This window comes from Methanoplanus endosymbiosus, from assembly GCF_024662215.1.
GTDB lineage: Archaea > Halobacteriota > Methanomicrobia > Methanomicrobiales > Methanomicrobiaceae > Methanoplanus > Methanoplanus endosymbiosus.
Window position 1 is genome coordinate 2,535,019 of record NZ_CP096115.1, and the last position, 19,651, is coordinate 2,554,669.

Sequence of the window (19,651 nt, forward strand, 5' to 3'; positions counted from 1 at the left end):
TTGATTAATTCCATCTTTTGCGAAACATTAGCCTGTCATGCCCAAAAATTTCAGAAAGACTGTAAAGAAACTGTCATTCGTATCATTCCGGAGATTTTGAGATGAAGCTATATTATCAGCTGTTATATTTTTGCTATTCTCAGGTATTTTATCATTTTCTGTATCATGTTCAATTATATTGCCTTCTTCGTCTGTAGGAATGGTGTAGTGCAGGCTGCCTTCTTTTCTTATTGGCTGACCTTCCGGATTACAATAGTCTTCACATGGGACAGTTTTAAGTAAATCTGAACAGTTGAGATCAATACTGCGTACCTCCTCATTACATGCATAGTATTCTTCAGTCCGGATCATGGTTGTGTCATTCATTTCAAATGTTCTTGCACCTTCAGGATAAATCTTATTTTCATCATATTCTTCAAAATATTCTCTGCACGATTCAAATCCTTCAGATATTAGCCTTGATTGCTCTTTATTGCAGGCATCAGATTCCTCAGTCGTCATCAGGCACGGCCCGTATTCTCCTGAATGGTAATCCCTGTAAACTTTGTATTCCAGGTAATTGCAGTCCGGATTTGGAATTTCACCTATATTTTCGATTGTAAATTCCACACCGCCGGCTTTTCCGCATAGTGTGCAGTGGTCAATTACCCTGTGATTATAGTAAAACGGCTCGTAGATGGAGTCCCCGTAATTATCTACTGTAGCTGAATATGAGAATACTTCTGTCATATTATATGTTCCCGGTTCTCTTTTCTCATAATTTCCACTCAGATAATCTTTCCATTCCTGGGTTCTCACTTTGAGAATGTAGCCATAGCATTTTACGGTATAAGTAACTGACTCATTGTATGGTTCTCCGTCTTTCTCGAAGAAAATCTTAGTTTCGGTAGGCTGTGTTATGTCCGCAGATGCCGGTAAAGTGAGAACCGGGAGAATAAATCCCACCATCACCAGCGTTACTATTGCTTTGCTGTTCATTTAATCAGCCCAAAAAATCTCATAATTGCTGCAAAGAAACTGTCATCTGCATCTTTGCGGGAGTTTTGAGATGACGTATCGTTTTCAGCCGTTTCGTTTATTACACCTTTTAATGCTGTATCCGGTTCTGTTATCGTTTCAGATTTGCCGGATTTTTGTTTTGTTTCAGTTTCAATTATGTTACCATTTTCGTCCGTTGGAATGGTGTAATGCAGGTTACAGTATCTTAGAAGAGGATTTCCGTCAGGGTCACAGTAATCACTGCATGAAACTTCATCGTAAAATACACTGCAGTTTAGATCAATGGCTTCTGCTTCTTCATGGCATTTTCTGCACTCTTCTGTGATCACCATTGTAACTCCGTCGCGGTTAAAGGTCCCGGTGTCTTTTGGGTATTTCTTTTTTTTATCAAAAACTTCAGGATATCTGTCGCATAATTCATGCTCTTTTTCCTTTAATTCGTTCTCCTCCTCCTGACATCTGTCTGACTGACTGGTGCTGATGTAGCATACGTCTGAGCTTTTCTCCTTTGGAAAACTGACAAATTTCTCTCTCATTTTGCAGTCCGGAACCGGGCTTACCCCGGCATTTTCTATTACAAATTTCTGCCCGTTTGTCTCTCCGCAAAGTGTGCAGTAGTCAATGATACGGTAATTTAAGTAAAACGGTTCAAATATCTCATCACCGTAATGGTCAACGGTTGCGGAGTATGAGAATACTTCAGTCTGGTTGTATGTCCCCGGTTCTCTTCTCTGGTAATTTCCACGCCAGTAATATTTGAAATTCGGGTCTGTGTCGTCCACAATGTAACCATAGCAGGTAACCGTGAAACTGACAGTGCCGTTGTAAGGCTCTCCGTTCTTTTCAAAGAAGACTTTGGTTGAGGTCGGCATTATTCTATCCGCATATGCCGGCACTGTCAGGGCCAGGAGAATAAATCCGGCCATCACCATTGTTACTATTGTTTTGCTGTTCATTTAATCAGCCCAAAAAATCTCATAATTGCTGTAAATAAACTGTCATCTGTATCTGTGCGGGAGTTTTGAGATAAAGTCCTGTTCTTAGCAGTTTCGTTTCTGACATTCTGGGTTGCAGCACCCTTTTCTGTAATTGTCTCTGCTATGCCGCAATCCTGTCCCTTGTCAGTCTCAATAATATTGCCGTTATCATCCGTTGGAATTGTATAGTAGAGGTTGCAGTCTCTGTCAATTGGCTGACCATCAGGATTACAGTAATCCTCACAGGCAACTGTTTCATATAATTCCCGGCATTTAAGATCGATTTTGGAGATATTCTCATCGCAGGCAAAGTATTCCTCAGTCAGAATCATAGTAGTGCCGTTATCATTCACGAATGTTTTCGTATATCCTGAATACGTCTTATCTTCATCAAAGACTTCGATATAACTGTTACGGAGTATTTCTCCTTCTCTCTTTAATTTCGCCTCTTCCTCAAAGCATGCATCCGAATGTTTGGTTTGTATCCGGCAGGTGTCAGTATCACGGTCCCTGTATGTCATAAATTCCTTCATTTTGCAGTCCGGAATCGGGCTTTCCCCGGCATTTTCTATTACAAATTTGTGCCCTTCTGTTTCTCCGCAAAGTGTACAGTGGTCAGTAACCCTGTAATTTAAATAAAACGGCTCGTAAATGGAGTCCCCGTAATGGTCAACGGTTGCAGAGTATGAGAATACCTCTGTCTGTTCGTATGTCCCCGGCTCTCTTCTCTGGTAATTATCACCCCAGTAGTTTTTGTAATTAGGATCTGTGTCATCCACAATGTAACCATAACAGGTAACCGTGAAACTGACGGTTCCATTGTATGGCTGACCATCTTTTTCAAAGAAAACCTTCGTATCAGTAGGTATTGCCCGGTCTGCAGATGCCGGTAAAGTCAGAGCTATAAGGATAATCCCTGCCATAATCAGAATTGTTATCGGTCTGCTGTTCATTTAATCAGCCCTAAAAATTTCATAATCGCTGTAAAGAGATTGTCATCTGTGTCTTTCTGAAAATCTTCAGATGTCATATTATTCACATCCGTTTCATTATTTGCGTCATTAGATTGACTTTCCGGTTCTGCAGGAGTGATTATTAAATCTTTTTTGCCGGACTTTTGTTTTGTATCTGTTTCTATTATATTGCCATTTTTATCTGTAGGAATTGTGTAGTGGAGGTTGCAGTCTCTATAAAGGGGATTTCCGTCAGGGTCACAGTAATCACTGCATGAAACTTCATCGTCAAATACAGTGCAGTTTAAGTCAATGGAGTCTGCTTTATCAGTGCATCTCTCATATGCTTCAGTAATTATTATTGTCTTCCCGTTGCGGTCAAAAGTCCTTGTATCTTCAGGGTATAACTTATTCTTATCAAATTCTTCGAGATATTTTTCGCACTGGTCATATGCCTCTGATTTTGATTCTCTCTCATCAGCCCGGCATTTATCCGACTGGTTATTGTTTATATAGCATACATCAGACTTAAGATTCATTGACTGATAGCCAACAATCCTCTCTCTCATTTTGCAGTCCGGAATCGGGCTTACCCCGGCATTTTCTATTACAAATTTCTGCCCGTTTGTCTCTCCGGAAAGTGTACAGTAGTCAATGACACGGTAATTTAAGTAAAACGGTTCAAATATCTCATCCCCGTAATGGTCAACGGTTGCAGAGTATGAGAATACTTCCGTCTGGTCATATGTCCCTGGTTCTTTTCTCTGGTATTTCCCCTTAAGCCAGTAATGTTTGGCATTCGGTTCCGTGTCATCGATAATGTATCCATGACAGGAGACTGTGAAGCTGACAGTGCCGTTGTAAGGCCCTCCGTTCTTTTCAAAGAAGACTTTTGTTGAGGTTGGAATTATTTTATCCGCAGATGCCGGCAAAGTCAGAGCTATAAGGATAATCCCTGCCATAATCAGAATTGTTATCTGTTTGCTGTTCATTTAATCAGCCCTAAAAATTTCATAATCGCTGTAAAGAGATTATTATCTGCACCTTTACCGGAGTTTAGGGATGATGTCTTGTTATCAGCCGTTTCATTTCTTACATCCGGCAATACAGCAGTGTTCTCTGTAATTGTGTCTGATATGCCGGATTCCTGCTTTGTACCTGTTTCAATTATATTGCCGTTTTCATCAGTTGGTATTGTGTAGTGCAGGCTGCATACTCTGTCAACCGGGTGACCTTCAGGATCACAGTAATCCTCACAGGGAACCGTCTTTAAGAGATCAGTGCAGTTGAGATCAAGGCTGTATGCCTCGTCCGTGCACCTGAGGTATTCTTTTGTAAGAACCATAGTGACGCCATCGGCCTCCATGGTCCTCGTATCATCCGGATAAATCCCGTTTTCATCATAAATCTCCAGGTATTTACCGCATAGATCGGCTTTTTCACATCTCAGCCTGTCCTCCTCTTCAAAGCAGGCATCTGCACTGTCTGTTTCCATGCGGCAGACATCAGAATCATAATCCCGGATTACACGATACTCTGCTCTTTTGCAGTCCGGAATCGGACTGTCTCCAATATCATCAATAACAAATTTTTTGCCGCTTGTCTCTCCGCAGAGTGTGCAGTGATCAATTACCCGATAGTTCAGGTAAAACGGTTCATATATCACATCGCCGTAATGTCCGGCAGTTGCGGAGTATGAAAAGACCTCAGTCATGTTGTATGTTCCCGGTTCTTTCTTTTCATAATTCCCGTTTATGTAATCCGTAAATTCCTCTGATCCCGGATAGAAGGTATAGCCGTAGCACCTTACCGTAAATTCGACAGAATCATTGTAGGGCAGGCCATCCTTTTCAAAGAAAACTTCTGTTTTGGTAGGAGTGATTATATCTCCGGATACCGGCATGGATATGACTGCGAAAAGCAGGCATGCTGAAACAAATACAGGTAATCTTCTTTTGATTATCATATTTTAAGCCTCATATTCCGGTTTTGAAATTCCACTCGCCGCCAACCGGACCAAAAGCGGTTATATTTACTGAGAGATTTTCATACGTTACTGCAAGCGGTTCAACTGTACAGATAAAAGTCCTCAGGTCCCCGTTCATCCCTGATAATTTGGTATTCCAGAGATATCTTTCCTTCCCACCGTCAATACTGTAAAATCCACTGATTTTATCATCCGGTGAATAAGTATAAGTCCAGACTTCTCCTCCTTCATTGGTCATGTTATACACCGGATTTTTTGGAAGAACTGAAAATATCAGGTCTGTACCGGTGGACTTGGCATCAAAACTCTTAAAAGTAATAATTATCTCTTCATCTTCCCTTTCGGTATCAACCGGAATGATTTCATTCAGGATTTTTCCGTCCGGTTTTACCATGACCTCAGATATTGCCTTTCCAAGTTCACCTGTAAATTTCTCTTCAGTTACTCCGTCCCAGACCATTACATCCGGCATTTCAAGGATGTATAATCCGGGAGAAATGTTTCTTCCGAATTCGTCAGTCAGATTCCATTCTATTTCATAAGTGAGATTCTCACCGGGTTTTATCTCAACGGTGTCATTCCCGCTTGAATATCTCTTTATTATTCCAAACGGCAGGGATATATCACCGGGGTCTTTAATCAGAAATTTCGGGGGATAATTTTCTATTTTAAGGGGCAAATCCCCTTTGTCTGAAAAGGTGATCCCTATTTCAGCACTGCTTCCTTCTGTTGCCGTAAGTGATTCTGGGGACGTATGTACAGTCAGACCTTCATAATGCCCTTCTGAAAAATCAGCTTCCATATGTGTGCCTTTGTTACCGCCTGTGCCGTTTTCTTCCGGAAGAATGATCCAGTTGCCGTTTTCGTCATAGACTTCAGTTTCTGTGCATCCGGGTATTAGTGATGCTGCAATTACAAGCGCAGACAATAATATCAGTTTTATAACTCTTTTTTTCCCCATCATATTACCTATTCCAGTTTTTAATCTATAACAATTGCTCTTGCTTCATGGAAATCATATCCCGGCAGTGTTAAGGTACCTGACTTCAGTCCTGTTAAAGATCATGACAACTTCATTGTTTTCTTTGTCAAACAGCCACCAGTTTTCCATTCTGTCGTCATGATTTGCCGTATAACGGTGGTTCTGGTCTGAATAACTGTAAGATACATTTTCCGGGTATTCATACCGTACAAAGTCTTCTCTGTCACTGGCAGCAAATGCAAATGAGAGATCCCTGTATTCCAGGGTCAGGACAACAAGAATTCTCTTTTTGTATGCCTCATCTTCTGTCTCCACTGCAGATTCCGGTTTAAAACCGGCATTTAGCAGGGTTTTAAACCTGCTGCTGTTTATGGCTGTAGCTATAACTGCCGTAATATCAGATGTAATATTTCCTTTTACTCTAAAATCTGCCTCTGTTATATTATTAAACTGTCCGGATAATTCAGGGCTGAGTATATCCCCTTTGCCTGTGTCGGGGAAGATGAAGTCTGTTTCATTTAAAGCCATAATGATTTTTGTTCCGTTGAAGAAGTATGTCTCATTCCCGAAGGTGGCTTTTGAATATCCATCCTCATCCTGTGGCATGATTATTCCGTCTCCAGTCACTTTTCCGGAGGACTCATTTACACTGACGAAATATGTAAGACCGCTGTAATCTATGAGTAGCCGTGGATAGGACGAGAGGCAGAATGCCGGATATTTGGGACATGGAGTAAAAATGAAATCAACTGAACGTATTTTTCCTCCGGCTTTAATGAGCTGTCCTGCTTTTTTCTCATTTAAAGCCACCTCTGCAACATATGAACCATTTGTTATCAGCAATTCCTCTGCTGACTGAGGGACAAATATTTCAGAATAGTTTATCATTAAATGTTCTTTGGTCGGCAGTTGTACCGGGGCGGCAGAAATACCTGTAATGTCTGCATCTGATTTGCAGGCTGTGCAGCCGGTTATTAGAGTCACTGCAATAACAATAATTAGCATCCCTGCTAATTTACAAATTTTAATTTCCCCAGGTCCCGCCATGAGTTATTATCCCTGGTTAATTGATTTATTCCGGAATTATATAAATGCCTCTCACCATATCATTGAACTATCTGTTTTTTCGTTTTGTTTGTTCGATGATTTGGCCAGAGGTATTTATGGTCTCTCAATCAGAGATTTACATTAATTATTGTGGATTTTATGACTGGCATGATGGGTAGTAATGGGGAGAATATCAAAATGGGCCGGGTGGTTATTGCACTGTTATTTGCACTGTTATTAATTATAATTCCGGTCTCAGCCGGAGAATCGGTCATGTTCTCCGAGGGGCATTCATATGACCCTTATGTCTTTGGGGATTACATTGTCTATACTGACTTTAAGGACGATCCTTATGGAAATTATCCTGAGTGGAAGAGGTATGGGATTATCCGGGGAAAACCACCCTTAAGACTTCTCTCAAGGGGGAATATATATCTGTACAACATATCCTCAGATAAGTCAGTTCCGGTTTACAAAAGCATATGCAGGAGCACTTTTCCGTGGATTGAGAATGACACCGTCTTTTGGTATGAGGACAGGGTATCCCCTGCGTACTATGATCCGGGAGATCCAAATCCCTATGAACTGTTACTCTATTCTGTACCTCTGAAGAGAATAAGCAGTGAGGCGGCAGACAACTACTCACTGCTAAATCCGGATGTCACTTCAGCATGGGAGTTATCATACAGTTATAAAAATAACCGCAGACCGGATTTCTCTTCAAATCTGACAGAAGTAGTTCACGGAGATGCCGGAACTTCTGATCTCTATATGTATTACACAGACCCTGATTCCGGTAATCAAACGCTGATTGCATCCGGCCCTTATGTTGATTATGCCAGTCCTCAGGTGTTCGGCGACCGGATTTTCTGGGAGGACTGCCGGTCCGGATATTCACAGATCTATATGTATGATCTGAAGAACGGAGAGGAATATCACATATGTCCGCAGAATTTCGCCCAGTATGACTGCTCTGTGGATGGTGATATTGTGGCATGGACCACCTATGGCGGGGACCTCTATTATACAGATATTTCAGGACTGACAGGGCCGGATTTGTCCGGAAATATGACTGATAACGGTTCTGCCGGATATGATTTCCCTGACGCTGGCAGAACGGCAGAATCAGGTATTGGTTTTATTGTGTTTCTCTCGCTGCCACCGGCAGTATTTCTGGTTCAGAGAATTCAGAGAGTTTAGAGGAAGTAAATGATGAAAGATAATCTGTTTAAAACTGTTCCGGCAGTGTTTATATTAACTGTAATCCTGATTGTGTTTCTGATTGTGGTCTTAACTGCCGGATGCACAGATGGAACTGATAATCTCCCTGGCCGGAATTCCGGAGATGAACTGTTATCAGGCGATAACCTGAGTGAGCTGTCTGATAAAGGAATATATCCTGCAACTCCTGAGGATGTTGAAGCCTTAAATAACTACGTTCCTCCGGTTGAAAAACTCATCAGTGATCTAAAAGCACAGGGGATGGATGATGAAAATATAACCGTCATCCTTGCAGAACAGGGTTATGGCTGGTACCCAAAGACCGGTGCATGGTGGAAAGGGACAGCGCCAACTGCGGAGCAGCAGAAGGATATTGCTCTAATCCGGGGTCCGGACTACTCTCCGTTTCCGGATGAAAACAATGAAAAAATCGGACCATGCTCATATGTGTGTGACGTTCTTACGATCGACAATGTCAGTGCAGGGGGATATTCAATGATCTCTGATTACAGCAATGACAATGAGATTACAATGAACCTTGAGCTTTATGATATTACACGCCTTTCTTTCAGTGATTCATTGTTTGAGGAAAATCCTCTTATCTACAGGGCTTTTTATAGCGAATACGGCGGTGGACATGGCAGGGCTTATCTGACACCTGAAGAGGTAGAATATGCCAATGTGCACTACAATAACAGATATTTTGAATATAATGGCAGTTATTACACCCTGAATGTAGGAAAGGGCTCATGTCCTGCTGATGTTTGTGTTCCGAAAGATTATCCTGATATGTACCTGACAGAGGATAAAGTAATATCACTTGCACTTGCAGACGATGGGGTTATTAATTCAATAGGTGGTCATGATTATGAAGTGTCCGGAGTCTGCATAACTGAAGATAAGGGTGAACCTTTATACAAGGTGCAGATTTGGAGATACAGGGATATACATATGGCTCTGTAATCCCTTACCTCAATGCTTCAGGTGCGGTTGTGAAAGTTGGTCATACTTATCCTGCACCCATTCCGCCGGGGATAAAATAGATTAGGATTTTACCGGAATAACGAGGAGAAATTATTGCAGAGGTGAGCATCTCATGAAGATGTCTCTCTCCTCAGTTATCTCCCACAGTCCGGAACTTACAATCTTCTCCTTTGCATCCTCTACTGGCTGATGGCCACTGTCAATTATCAGGACACCGTCTGGTTTTACAACTCTGTGCAGTTCTGTTAAGAATGCCTTTGGGTCATCAACTGCATGAAACATATCCAGAGCATAGATGAGAAGGGAAGGGTGGAAGACGGATTTTTTCATGATCGTTGACGGAGTTGAGGCGATTACCGTGGGTATGCAGTCACAGTCCCGGACAGCAACTGTGATAAGTATGCCTCCAGTATGCTTCATGATTAAAAGACTTATTGAGATGCTTGACCCGGATGTCTGTGGATGATTAGTTAAGTGTGGGAGGCTGATGCAGAACAGCGGTTATGTTCAGGAAAAAGGGTAATAATCGTTGAGAATTATTTCCGGGACTTCTTCTCATTCTGCTTCATGGTCTGCGGGTCCGGGTAAATCCTTGCCTTTCCGTTAGCCTGTTTCTTTCCCTTAACTGTCCTTAGTCTGTCAAGCGCCACAAGTTCATGCGGTGCTCCATAGCAGAGTGATATTTCATCAAGGATGTCCTTTCTTGCCGGAATTGCACCCTCAAAGTTTAAGGTGAATTCTATCTCCTTTCTGTTCATATCCTCGTTTTCTTCATATTTTGTGAAGTTTATATCTATTGTGGTCATGTTTTTCTCAGGTTATTGTAATATTTTAGTGCTTCATTCCGGGATAACGGTTCATCGTCATCAGATTCTTCCATTAACTTTGCAGGTCCGTAGTCCTCAATCATCTCTTTGGTTCTTTTATGATTCTGCAAATCCGGAATTACTCCTGCCGGCTCATTGTTATCTGACATCCCGGATTGCGGCTTAATTTTTTTCATGTTGCTGACCCATCAGGTTTAGTTATATCCCGTATGGTATATACAATAAATGTCTGGTGTTTATCGGCAATCTCCACGATGTTCTAATATAACCGGCAGAATTCCGGATGACAACACATATCATCCGTCTCCTGCAATATTCCTGTCATTAATGATTACAGTCTATTGTGCCGCCTGCGGGAAAAAACTATTCCGGTACCAAAAGATTGGCAAGGGCAGACTACTTCACTGCTGGCATACCCGGATATCATCTGATTATACTGTCCGGGAGGATGATGATGTTTATTGCTCCTGCGGCCAGCATATTGGAGTTATTGAGACGAAGTGGATAAATATGCACGGCGGTTCTTTTACTGTGAAGGGTTCTGCTCTTAAGAAATGAATGTTGTTTTTGCCTTAACATCTGAATTCTTAATAGTGTTGGAAAATCCGGCTGAATGCTTCTGTTATCAGTGATGATATCAGCAATTTCCGGTATTACTACGAAGAGGGCAAAGAGGGTTATTTTGATAGGAGCTTTTTACTTGCTGTGTTCATAATCTGCCCGTGGTAAAGTTCTGAGTTAGATTTATGTGCGCATAAAGTCATTGTACATTCATATACCATATTGGCAATATTTGGGTGATCTTATGAAAAAATTATGTTTCACAGCAACGACTTTTATTCTGGTAGTCTGCCTCCTCTTTGCATGTGGTTGCACTGGACCTTCAGCCACACCGGAAACTGCCGTAAAACCAGCAGAATCAACTTTTCAGCCGGTCTCTTATGAGGATACACCTGTACAGTACAGCGATGTAAACGGTGTCTCCCTTGCATACCGTGAATTTGGCACCGAAAATTCTAAGCCGCTCCTTATGATCATAGGATGGGGTGGGGATATGGACGGCTGGGATACTACGTTTATAGGCCTCCTCGCAGAGAAGTACCATGTCTATATCTATGACCACCGTGATATGGGACAAAGCACAGAAACCGATGCACCACTGACTATACCCATGCTGGCAGATGATGCAGAAGGTCTCATAAAAGCACTCGGTTATGACAGCATGTATATCTATGGTATGTCTATGGGAACAGCAGTATTACAGCAAATCCTCGTTGACCAACCGGAAATGGTACAAAAGGCTGTTCTCTCGTCAGCTTCAGTCAATGCTAACCTTCCTGAGACAGAAAAGCTCCACGGAGAACTGGAAGAGGCTCTAAAAGATCCCGACACGCCTGAAGGAGTACGAAAGGAAACTGCTGCCATCCTTGAATGGGATGGTGTCTATGACAGTCTTTCAGGTATTACCAATGACGTTATGTTCATCACCGGCACAGCAGATGATGTAACACCTCAGTCAGTCGCAGTTGATATGGCAGGCCAGATTGATGGTTCCTGGCTTGTCAGGTTTAAGGGCATCCCCCATGCAGGGTCGTCCTATGCACCGGAGGAATATGCAGGGATTGTAATAACATTCCTGGAGATGGATGAATCCCCTGCATAATTCTCTTTTGTGGCCTTAAATGGCATATTCCTGCAAAAAAAGGGAAATAATTTGGTTTATATTTAAAATCTCTTTTTCTCTTCCGGAGAATACTGTCTTCTCTTAATTAATCCGTATCCCGCACGCAGAGGACGTAGTTATAATAACGCTCTCCTCCTTCACCCAGTGGGCCGTCCTCAACTTTTGTATCAAACCTGACAGCACCGGCACCGTGAGAGTCAGTACCACTGTTGCCTACCGCAGTTCCGAATGCGACATACCAGGCGTAGTAATATCCGGGGTCCTGTTTGTTGAAGTATGCACTGGTGCTTGTCCAGTAGTAGCCGTAGTCAGGATCGTAGTTTGTAGTTCCTGCCGGAAGTTCGGTTACTGTAAAGAAGTCTGTGTCAATGGCAGGACCCAGGTCTGCTGCATCAGCGGCACTTGGTGAATGTGTGTAATCAACGATGCTCTGCAGTTCCTTGACGTTTGGCAGACGCCAGTCATCATATCCGGCAAGCGTCAGGTTATTGGCATAAGTCAGAGCGTTGTCCCAGTCCATGCCACTGCCGCTGTCTGCCTGCTGCCACATAAGTCCTGTTGCACTGTCTGTGATGGTGCCGTCTCCGTTGTCTGTGAAATCATTTACTCCGTATGAATCTCCGCGGACTGCTCTGACGTAGTTACCCATCCGTCCTGAAACTTTAGCCGGATAAGCTTTGATATGTCCTGTGCCGTGATTGACACCGAAAGCTGCATCTGATTTGCCCTGTTCTGTTGTGCCAACATAAGGCTCTGTCCAGTACTGCTCGTCCTTGCTGACACTTCCTGAGTCTGCCAGGTCAAAATATTCTGTGTCAAGATATGGCCATCCTTCTGAGAAATCGCTTATTGAGAAGAGTTCTTTTGTAGTGGGCATACGCCAGTCGTCATATCCGCCGAGTTCTAAGGATTCGCAGTAATCATATGCCTCTTCATAGTTCAGACCGGTATTTTCAGGTATCTTCTGCCAGGTCAGCCCTGTAAATTCGTCATATACTGTAAGTCCGTCATCACTGACTGTGTAATCCGGCTGGTTGCCTGAGAACTGTGCGTCCTGACCATAGAATGCCTCGCCTTCAGCGGGGCAGGTGATCTCTTCTTCATTGTTGTAGCAGTTCACCTGGCCTGTGTCAACAACCGGATATGATAATGCAGTCTCCGGCATTGTCATTTTTCCGACAAATACGTATGCAATTATTGCAGCATCACCAACGTCAACATAGCCATTTCCGTTGAAATCTGCACTCATATCTTCCGGTGTATTTCCGGCTACCATATACGCGACTTTTGATACGTCTCCAATGTCAACAGCATCATTGCCGTTGAAATCTCCCTGCACGTCTGCCCCTGAGACTGTCACTGAGAGTCCGGTAATTAAAAGCAGTGAAATCAGAAAGAATCTGATTGCTGTTATGCTGTTCCCTGCTCTCCTGTAACTTTTTTCATGTGTCATGTTTCACACCCCCACACGTATTATCTACCCGTTTAGGTGTCTCTTACGCAGAGGACGTAATTGTAATAACGTTCTCCGCCCTCGCCCAGTGGGCCGTCCTCAACTTTTGTATCAAACCTGACAGCTCCTGCACCGTGGAAGTCATCTCCTTCCCCGCCAACCGCAGTTCCGATTGCCACATACCAGGCGTAGTAATATCCAGGGTCCTGTTTGTTGAAGTATGCACTGGTGCCTGTCCAGTAGTAGCCGTAGTCAGGATCGTAGTTTGTAGTTCCTGCCGGAAGTTCGGTTACTGTAAAGAGGTCTGTATCAATGGCAGGACCCAGGTCTGCTGCATCAGCGGCACTTGGTGATTTGGTATAATCAACAATGCTCTGTAGCTCTTTAACATTGGGCAGGCGCCAGTCATCATATCCGGCAAGCGTCAGATCTTCTGCATAGACCAGTGCATTGTCCCAGTCCATGCCACTGCCGTTGTCGGCCTGCTGCCACATAAGTCCGGTTGCACTGTCTGTGACTGTGCCGTCTCCGTTGTCTGTGAAGTCATTTACACCATATAAATCTCCGCGGACTGCTCTGATGTGGTTGCCCATGTGACCGGAGACCTTAGCCGGATATGCCTTTATATGTCCTGTACCGTGATTGACACCGAAAGCTGCATCTGTGCCGCCCTCTACTGTCGTGCCAACGTATGGTTCTGTCCAGTACTGCTCATCCTTGCTGACACTTCCTGTATCTGCCAGGTCAAAATATTCTGTATCAAGATAGGGCCATCCTTCAGAGAAGTCGCTTATGGAGAAGAGTTCTTTTGTAGTGGGCATACGCCAGTCGTCATATCCTCCAAGCTCAAGTGATTCACAGTAATCATATGCCTCTTCATAGTTCAGACCGGTATTTTCAGGCGTTCTCTGCCATGTCAGTCCTGTTACTTCGTCATATACTGTAAGGCCATCGTCGCTTACTGTGTATGCCGGCTGATTGTCTGAGAACTGTGCGTCCTGACCATAGAATGCCTCGCCTTCAGCGGGGCAGTCTATCTCTTCTTCATTGTTGTAGCAGTTCACCTGGGCAGTGTCAACAACCGGATATGACAGTCCTGTTGCTGTGGCCGGTGTGGCTGTGCTCTCTGTAACCGGTGTGGGTGTCTCCTCTCCGGAAACTGCACCTGTATTATCTGTCTGAGATACGCATCCGGCAAAGAGGGCCATTATGGCCATTGCCGCAATGAGTGCAATTATTCCTTTATGATATTTCATAATTTTCAGCTCCTTATGGCTGTTATATAGCTAATTCTTTCATCAGAAGGGTGTAGAGAGTACCCGGAAGGGTTTCCGGGTATTTTCTCTTTTATTTCATCTGATAATTCTATCTCTGCTCCTCTTTTGCGGAGTTTTCCAGTGCGTCTGTCAGTTCTGCCTCAGTTATGCCAAGCGTAACAGCTACGGTGGCAAAATCCGGGGAACTCTGGCCGGGTTCTCCCATTGCGGCCTTCAGTTCTTCTTCTGTTATGCCTAATTCTGTGGCTGCGGCTGTGAGATCAGGCATTTCATGTTCTTCTCCGGAATCAGATGAACCCTGCTCTCCTCCGGGGCTACCGCCTCTGTTTCCCATACCTGTGTCGCCGTCTTCAAATACAACAACCCGGTCATTATCTATGGTGGCTGGATCTCCATTTGGTGTTTCTGTCACATCGCCACCGCGGACAAGGCGCACCATAAACTCAACCGAGTTTTCGACACCGGCATTCTCTTCCGATTTGGCACCAAAGCAGACTGAGCCTGCACCATGGAGGTCGTAGCCGCTTGGGAGTGTGTTATATCCGGAAGAGAAGAACCATGCAGTTGAGCTGCCGCCTTCGACATAAACTTCGCCACCCTCTTCTGTATATTCTTCAATATGGAGAGAGGATGTGCCCGACCAGTAGAACGGGTAATTGACCTGAGTATCTATCTGATTCCCGTCCGAATCATAAATTACATTCGTGACTTCTGTAAGACTGAACACGCCTGTATCCATGGCCGGGATCTCTTCTGCTGAGTAATCCGCAATACTCTGTAATTCCTTGATATTGGGCAGACGCCAGTCATCGTATCCGGATATGGTGGCGCTTTCAGCATAGGCCAGAGCCTCTTCCCAGTATAACATTTCGCCGTTGTCGTCCTGCGACCACATTAATCCGGTGGCCTTATCAGTAACCGTACCATCGCCGTTGTCAACAAAGTCGTTGATGCCGTATGTTGTATCACCACGTATAGCACGTACGAATCTTTTGCCGCTCATCGCTTTGATATGTCCGGTCCAGTCGTTGACAATCCATGCGGGGTCGCCTATCACCTGCTCGTTCTGATATTCGCTTTCTATCAGGTAGAGATTACTTGTCCATGAATGGTGCTGGGCAAGATCTGAACCGTCACCAACCAGGTAGAAGTAGTCGGTATCTACCCATGGATGACCCTGCGAAAAGTCCCTTATTGACCACAGTTCTTTCACAGTAGGCAGCCGCCAGTCGTCATAGCCCGCCAGTACCAGGTCTTCACAGTATGCCCCTGCATCTTTCCAGCTCATGGCTGAGTCTGTGAGATCCTGTGCCCAGATAAGACCGGTCACTTCGTCAGTGACAGTGCCGTCTCCGTTGTCGGTGTAGCTGGGAGTAATTCCTGTGTATTGTGCATCCTGCCCGTAAAACGCTTCACCTTTGGCAGGACAGCTTATGATTTCGCTGTTGTCAAAGCACAGGCCCTGATTTGTATCAACAATCGGGTATGTCAGTCCTGTTGCTGTGGCCGGTGTGGCTGTGCTCTCTGTAACCGTTGCGGGTGTTTCCTCTCCGGAAACTGCACCTGAATTGTCTGTCTGAGATACGCATCCGGCAAAGAGGGCCGCAATGGCCATTGCCGCAATCAGTGCAATAATTCCTTTGTGATATTTCATCTGTTTCTCCTCTGTTTTGAGTTGTAGACTGCAGTGTGAATTAGTAAATTTTGGGGATATTTATCATTTCGATGCCGGTTATCCGGGGCTGATTCTGATGAGAATTATCAGTGTCACTGATGAAAAAGAGATCAGGGATGATCTCTCTGTTCTCCTTATCACCGGACGAGGCGGACATAGTTATCAATCCTGACGGCATCTCCCTGCGGGCCGCTGCCTTCGGGATAATCTGATGCGTCACCCGATTTTGGATCGCTCTTCTGTGCTCCTGCACCGTGTACGTCCTGCCATCTTCCGTCCATATATCCCATCGACCTGCCAAAGGCGACATAGGATGCAGCGGTGCCAACTCCGTTTGATGATGCATGTGTTGTTGAGGACCAGAAGTATGGGTAGTCTGTCTCCCCTTCTTCGTTTGTTATCTCTGTGCATTCAAATACCGGGTCGATTGCAGCAGAGTCTGAGGTGTCGGGTGAGCGTGAGTAGTCAACGATGCTCTGGAGTTCCTTTACGTTTGGAAGACGCCAGTCGCTGTATCCAAGGTAATTTTCAGTATTTTTGGTCTGAACCCATGCGAGTGCGTCTTCCCAGTTCATGCCTGAGCCGCTGTCTGACTGTGACCACATAAGGCCGGTTGCACTGTCGGTTACAGTTCCGTCACCGTTGTCTGAGAAATCGTTTATACCATAATCCGTATTGCCCCTGACACAGGTGACAAAGAACGTCTTATCTTTATTGAACAATGTCAGGCCATAGCCTTTGATTCTGCCGTCGGCAAAATTCACACCGAAGAGTAAGCTGTTCTCATATACATACAGTGTATCTGATGCATACTGGGAGTCAATGATACGCTCGCCTGCATCTGTATCACCATATGCGAAACTGAAATAATCTGTGTTTATAAATGGATTCAGGTCTGATACTTCAACTCCTTCGCTGGGATCAGTCCCGTAAAACATTATCAGTGAATACTGTTCCTTGATTGTCGGGAGCCGCCAGTCACTGTATCCACCGTAATTTTCTGCATTGAGTTTGTCCGGAAGTTCCTGGGCTTCGGAGAATGTGAGTTTGTCCTCCGCAAGGATTTCACCGTCACCGTTGGTATCCAGAGATCTCTGCCAGGTCAGTCCTGTAACTTCGTCATATACGGTGAGATCATCATCGCTGGCTGTATATGATGGCTGGTTGCCTGAGAACTGTGCGTCCTGCCCATAAAATTCCTCACCCTCTGCGGGGCAGGTCATCTCTTCTTCGTTGTTGTAGCAGTTCACCTGGCCGGTGTCAACGACCGGATATGACAGTCCTGTTGTTGTAGCCGGTGTAACTGTGCTCTCTGTAACCGGTGTGGGTGTTTCCTCTCCGGAAACTGCACCAGTATTGTCTGTCTGCGATACGCATCCGGCAAAGAGGGCCGCAATGGCCATTGCCGCAATCAGTGCAATAATTCCTTTGTGATATTTCATCTTTTTTATCTCCCCGCAGAGTTGCTGTAAAGGTAATCTTCTGTAATTTTATGGGACTTTAAATGTTTTGCTGCGGTGCCTGAAAGATACGGCATTTCTGATCTCCATGGCATGCAGCACCACACCTGCCTTTGACTGCCGCAGAGGGCAGTTGTGCTTCTGAAATTTTTCAGTTCGTCAGGGGGTAATCCCTTCAGACCGTTCATGTTCCGGCAGGATACTGCAAAAAGGGTTGTGGGATGTCTTCTTGTGAAGACCTCCCTTACTGTGTGGATAGATATGTCATCACTGCATCATACCGGTCATATGTATGTTCGATAAGCTCACTTAGTGAGGCATCAAACTCCGCCGTGCTCTTCAGATTGGTATGCCCTTCTGTTTCTCCATCTGCACCGGTGACATAGGGAGTGATAAGCTCATGGTTAAACTGGTATTTCTCTTCCATTGCTTCCGGTTCAAAGGCGGTTGTGACGACTTCCTCAATGTCATTCAGGTACATCGCATGATACACCGGGTCGTCCATCAGGTAACGGATAAGCGGCCAGGAATCGCCAACCTCATCAAGGCCAAGCGAGAGCGGTGATCCCTTACCTCCGCCACCTGCGTTCTGCATCATCATGCCTTCATCTCCTGCGTCATCTAAAGGCATTTCCATCATCCTCTGGCCACCTGCGTTCTGCATCATCATCTCCTCATTCGCTGTTGCTTCCATTGGCGGGGCCATCTGCTGACCGCCCATGGTTCTGCCTCCTCCTGCGGGAGGCATAGTCTCTCCACCTTCAATCAATTCAGGCGGCTGCATATCTCCTCCGAAGCCCGGGATTCCGGTGTTTGTCTGCCCGTCATCCGGCTGTTCCATCGCTTGTCTGCCGCCGGTACCTGCATTCTTTCCCGCAGAGATTGCCTCGTTGTTGTCCCAGGGGATCCAGGTAATTGCCCCGTCTGATGGATCGGTGTAGAGATAGAAGTTCTTGCACGAGGTTCCATAGGAGTCCCAGTTCTGGATAACCGTATTCACTGCGAGCCATTTGACAAATCCTTCAGCATCGAATACTGCTTCAAGATTTTCTCTCCATTCTTCGGGGTCTGTTGTCCGTGTGTCATCGTTGAGAATGGTATACAATGCTTCAACATCACTCCAGTCCTCCTCATCTTCGTTTGTCTTCTTCTCGAAAGATTCAGCGTCAAAGGTACCTTCTGCAAATGTGGCTCCTGTTCCCTCAGGTTTGTACACATTTCCGGAATCATCGGTAAATGCAGTCTCAATGAGGGTATCTTCAACACTCTCGATCATCGTGTACAGGCCAAAGTATACAGGTCCTTCTCCGTAATCGACATATACGCGGTAAAACGCTGTATCCGGGGCAGCAACTCCTGCATCATTGAATATTTCGGGGGCAATCTTATCCCTCATCAGTGAGCTGTCACCAAATGCGCTCTTCAGGTTAAGTTCGTCAAATCCATAGAACCGCTGGTTTTTGATGTCAGGATTTTCATCTTCGAATTTATCAAAATTCAGTTTCAGTGAGATCTTGTATGAGCCGCTTGTCCATGTATTTCCAAGGGTCGACTGACCTTTAAACCGTATGCCGACATCAGTCCATTCTTTATCGTCAAAGGTGATGCCTGCCGGAACAGTGACCGGATCAAAATCAAAGCTTTCTTCCCGGTTTCCTCCTGCTCCTCCTCCCATTGCTCTGTCGTTAAGGGCGATATCTGCCGGAGCGGTTGCCTGATTAAAGTCCGGGTTTTCTATCTGGTTTCCTCCGCCACCCATTGCTCTGGTCTGGTCTGTTGTTGATCCTCCGAATTCCCCGAATTCTGCTGCCATGTCATCAAGCATGGTCTGCCAGTTTTCCGGCGACAGGGTAATGGTTATTTCATTTACCTTGTCATCGGGAAATACAACGGAATAGTTTGGTTCTGCGTCGTTTCCGTGCGTTTCTTCTGTCCAGTCTGCTGACCGGGTCGTTCCGGTGTCAACCGCGGATGTTTCATCGGTGTCCCCGACAGCTGTGCATCCGCATGCAAGCAGGCATAACACCATGCAGGTGCAAGCCGCCAAAACGGCTAATAACGGTTTTTTCCTGCCGTTTTTATCCTTTGATCTGTTGTTTTTCAGTATTGGTATCTTCATTGTGTA

General features: G+C 44.9%; 20 protein-coding genes. 4 read left to right on the forward strand and 16 right to left on the reverse strand.

From position 1 onward, the window contains the following. Positions 1–27: 27 nt before the first annotated feature. From L6E24_RS11485 to L6E24_RS11515, 7 genes are read right to left on the reverse strand one after another with little or no spacing between them, the layout of a single operon-like run. Entirely contained in the window at positions 28–978 is a 951-nt protein-coding gene (locus L6E24_RS11485) for a hypothetical protein (protein ID WP_257742115.1), read from the reverse strand. After that, positions 975–1,955 (reverse strand): hypothetical protein, encoded by a 981-nt coding sequence (locus L6E24_RS11490; RefSeq protein WP_257742116.1) that lies wholly within the window; start codon positions 1,953–1,955, stop codon positions 975–977. Before L6E24_RS11490 ends, L6E24_RS11485 begins: the two co-directional genes overlap by 4 nt. Then, positions 1,952–2,929, reverse strand: a complete 978-nt coding sequence (locus L6E24_RS11495) for a hypothetical protein (RefSeq protein ID WP_257742117.1) — start codon at positions 2,927–2,929, stop codon at positions 1,952–1,954. Before L6E24_RS11495 ends, L6E24_RS11490 begins: the two co-directional genes overlap by 4 nt. Next, positions 2,926–3,921, reverse strand: a complete 996-nt coding sequence (locus L6E24_RS11500) for a hypothetical protein (protein WP_257742118.1) — start codon at positions 3,919–3,921, stop codon at positions 2,926–2,928. The genes L6E24_RS11495 and L6E24_RS11500 overlap by 4 nt, the downstream gene beginning before the upstream one ends. After that, a complete protein-coding gene (locus L6E24_RS11505; protein WP_257742119.1) occupies positions 3,918–4,895 on the reverse strand; it encodes a hypothetical protein in 978 nt (325 codons plus the stop codon). Before L6E24_RS11505 ends, L6E24_RS11500 begins: the two co-directional genes overlap by 4 nt. A gap of 10 nt (positions 4,896–4,905) precedes the next feature. Continuing rightward, the gene (locus L6E24_RS11510; RefSeq protein WP_257742120.1) at positions 4,906–5,880 is read right to left on the reverse strand and encodes a hypothetical protein; all 975 of its coding nucleotides are present in this window, start codon (positions 5,878–5,880) and stop codon (positions 4,906–4,908) included. Between the two features lie 51 nt (positions 5,881–5,931). Then, entirely contained in the window at positions 5,932–6,945 is a 1,014-nt protein-coding gene (locus tag L6E24_RS11515; protein ID WP_257742121.1) for a hypothetical protein, read from the reverse strand. A gap of 168 nt (positions 6,946–7,113) precedes the next feature. On the opposite strand from L6E24_RS11515, the gene L6E24_RS11520 reads away from it, so the two are divergent. Both L6E24_RS11520 and L6E24_RS11525 read left to right on the forward strand, forming a co-directional pair. Next, positions 7,114–8,145 carry a TolB family protein gene (locus L6E24_RS11520; RefSeq protein WP_257742122.1) on the forward strand — a complete coding sequence of 344 codons (1,032 nt, stop codon included), beginning with the start codon at positions 7,114–7,116 and terminating at the stop codon, positions 8,143–8,145. A 9-nt stretch (positions 8,146–8,154) separates the two neighbouring features. Continuing rightward, the gene (locus L6E24_RS11525) at positions 8,155–9,129 is read left to right on the forward strand and encodes a hypothetical protein (RefSeq protein ID WP_257742123.1); all 975 of its coding nucleotides are present in this window, start codon (positions 8,155–8,157) and stop codon (positions 9,127–9,129) included. A gap of 111 nt (positions 9,130–9,240) precedes the next feature. Here the strand turns inward: L6E24_RS11525 and L6E24_RS11530 are convergent, their stop codons facing one another. From L6E24_RS11530 to L6E24_RS11540, 3 genes are all read right to left on the reverse strand, one after another. Continuing rightward, entirely contained in the window at positions 9,241–9,570 is a 330-nt protein-coding gene (locus tag L6E24_RS11530) for a class I SAM-dependent methyltransferase (RefSeq protein ID WP_257742124.1), read from the reverse strand. A 116-nt stretch (positions 9,571–9,686) separates the two neighbouring features. Further along, a complete protein-coding gene (locus tag L6E24_RS11535) occupies positions 9,687–9,956 on the reverse strand; it encodes an eS24 family ribosomal protein (RefSeq protein WP_257742125.1) in 270 nt (89 codons plus the stop codon). After that, positions 9,953–10,153, reverse strand: a complete 201-nt coding sequence (locus L6E24_RS11540) for a RelB antitoxin-like protein (RefSeq protein WP_257742126.1) — start codon at positions 10,151–10,153, stop codon at positions 9,953–9,955. Before L6E24_RS11540 ends, L6E24_RS11535 begins: the two co-directional genes overlap by 4 nt. Before the next feature lie 49 nt (positions 10,154–10,202). Between L6E24_RS11540 and L6E24_RS11545 the strand changes: the two genes are divergently transcribed. Next, positions 10,203–10,535 carry a hypothetical protein gene (locus L6E24_RS11545; protein WP_257742127.1) on the forward strand — a complete coding sequence of 111 codons (333 nt, stop codon included), beginning with the start codon at positions 10,203–10,205 and terminating at the stop codon, positions 10,533–10,535. Positions 10,536–10,782: 247 nt separating this feature from the next. Further along, positions 10,783–11,640, forward strand: coding sequence for an alpha/beta fold hydrolase (locus L6E24_RS11550; protein ID WP_257742128.1), 858 nt, complete (start codon positions 10,783–10,785; stop codon positions 11,638–11,640). Between the two features lie 106 nt (positions 11,641–11,746). Here L6E24_RS11550 and L6E24_RS11555 read toward each other — a convergent pair whose 3' ends face one another. The 6 genes from L6E24_RS11555 to L6E24_RS11580 all read right to left on the reverse strand — a co-directional run bounded on the left by L6E24_RS11555 (position 11,747) and on the right by L6E24_RS11580 (position 19,645). Further along, complete coding sequence (locus L6E24_RS11555) at positions 11,747–13,114, reverse strand: Lcl domain-containing protein (protein WP_257742129.1); 1,368 nt, start codon at positions 13,112–13,114, stop codon at positions 11,747–11,749. 32 nt (positions 13,115–13,146) lie between these two features. Further along, positions 13,147–14,370 carry an Lcl C-terminal domain-containing protein gene (locus L6E24_RS11560; RefSeq protein ID WP_257742130.1) on the reverse strand — a complete coding sequence of 408 codons (1,224 nt, stop codon included), beginning with the start codon at positions 14,368–14,370 and terminating at the stop codon, positions 13,147–13,149. Between the two features lie 109 nt (positions 14,371–14,479). Next, on the reverse strand, positions 14,480–16,045 hold the full coding sequence (locus L6E24_RS11565; protein WP_257742131.1) for an Lcl C-terminal domain-containing protein: 1,566 nt from the start codon (positions 16,043–16,045) through the stop codon (positions 14,480–14,482). Between the two features lie 158 nt (positions 16,046–16,203). Then, entirely contained in the window at positions 16,204–17,508 is a 1,305-nt protein-coding gene (locus tag L6E24_RS11570; RefSeq protein WP_257742132.1) for an Lcl C-terminal domain-containing protein, read from the reverse strand. Positions 17,509–17,513: 5 nt separating this feature from the next. Beyond that, complete coding sequence (locus L6E24_RS11575; RefSeq protein ID WP_257742133.1) at positions 17,514–17,714, reverse strand: hypothetical protein; 201 nt, start codon at positions 17,712–17,714, stop codon at positions 17,514–17,516. Between the two features lie 56 nt (positions 17,715–17,770). Next, entirely contained in the window at positions 17,771–19,645 is a 1,875-nt protein-coding gene (locus L6E24_RS11580) for a CotH kinase family protein (RefSeq protein WP_257742134.1), read from the reverse strand. Positions 19,646–19,651 lie beyond the last annotated feature (6 nt).

Excerpts from the sequence above, each read along its gene's own strand:
- L6E24_RS11510 (WP_257742120.1), bottom strand. The coding sequence starts at position 5,880 with ATGATGGGGAAAAAAAGAGTTATAAAACTGATATTATTGTCTGCGCTT.
- L6E24_RS11485 (WP_257742115.1), bottom strand. The coding sequence starts at position 978 with ATGAACAGCAAAGCAATAGTAACGCTGGTGATGGTGGGATTTATTCTC.
- L6E24_RS11575 (WP_257742133.1), bottom strand. The coding sequence starts at position 17,714 with ATGAACGGTCTGAAGGGATTACCCCCTGACGAACTGAAAAATTTCAGA.
- L6E24_RS11565 (WP_257742131.1), bottom strand. The coding sequence starts at position 16,045 with ATGAAATATCACAAAGGAATTATTGCACTGATTGCGGCAATGGCCATT.
- L6E24_RS11550 (WP_257742128.1), top strand. The coding sequence starts at position 10,783 with ATGAAAAAATTATGTTTCACAGCAACGACTTTTATTCTGGTAGTCTGC.
- L6E24_RS11500 (WP_257742118.1), bottom strand. The coding sequence starts at position 3,921 with ATGAACAGCAAACAGATAACAATTCTGATTATGGCAGGGATTATCCTT.
- L6E24_RS11570 (WP_257742132.1), bottom strand. The coding sequence starts at position 17,508 with ATGAAATATCACAAAGGAATTATTGCACTGATTGCGGCAATGGCCATT.
- L6E24_RS11580 (WP_257742134.1), bottom strand. The coding sequence starts at position 19,645 with ATGAAGATACCAATACTGAAAAACAACAGATCAAAGGATAAAAACGGC.
- L6E24_RS11555 (WP_257742129.1), bottom strand. The coding sequence starts at position 13,114 with ATGACACATGAAAAAAGTTACAGGAGAGCAGGGAACAGCATAACAGCA.
- L6E24_RS11540 (WP_257742126.1), bottom strand. The coding sequence starts at position 10,153 with ATGAAAAAAATTAAGCCGCAATCCGGGATGTCAGATAACAATGAGCCG.
- L6E24_RS11545 (WP_257742127.1), top strand. The coding sequence starts at position 10,203 with ATGTCTGGTGTTTATCGGCAATCTCCACGATGTTCTAATATAACCGGC.
- L6E24_RS11530 (WP_257742124.1), bottom strand. The coding sequence starts at position 9,570 with ATGAAGCATACTGGAGGCATACTTATCACAGTTGCTGTCCGGGACTGT.
- L6E24_RS11520 (WP_257742122.1), top strand. The coding sequence starts at position 7,114 with ATGATGGGTAGTAATGGGGAGAATATCAAAATGGGCCGGGTGGTTATT.
- L6E24_RS11515 (WP_257742121.1), bottom strand. The coding sequence starts at position 6,945 with ATGGCGGGACCTGGGGAAATTAAAATTTGTAAATTAGCAGGGATGCTA.
- L6E24_RS11535 (WP_257742125.1), bottom strand. The coding sequence starts at position 9,956 with ATGACCACAATAGATATAAACTTCACAAAATATGAAGAAAACGAGGAT.
- L6E24_RS11525 (WP_257742123.1), top strand. The coding sequence starts at position 8,155 with ATGATGAAAGATAATCTGTTTAAAACTGTTCCGGCAGTGTTTATATTA.
- L6E24_RS11560 (WP_257742130.1), bottom strand. The coding sequence starts at position 14,370 with ATGAAATATCATAAAGGAATAATTGCACTCATTGCGGCAATGGCCATA.
- L6E24_RS11505 (WP_257742119.1), bottom strand. The coding sequence starts at position 4,895 with ATGATAATCAAAAGAAGATTACCTGTATTTGTTTCAGCATGCCTGCTT.
- L6E24_RS11495 (WP_257742117.1), bottom strand. The coding sequence starts at position 2,929 with ATGAACAGCAGACCGATAACAATTCTGATTATGGCAGGGATTATCCTT.
- L6E24_RS11490 (WP_257742116.1), bottom strand. The coding sequence starts at position 1,955 with ATGAACAGCAAAACAATAGTAACAATGGTGATGGCCGGATTTATTCTC.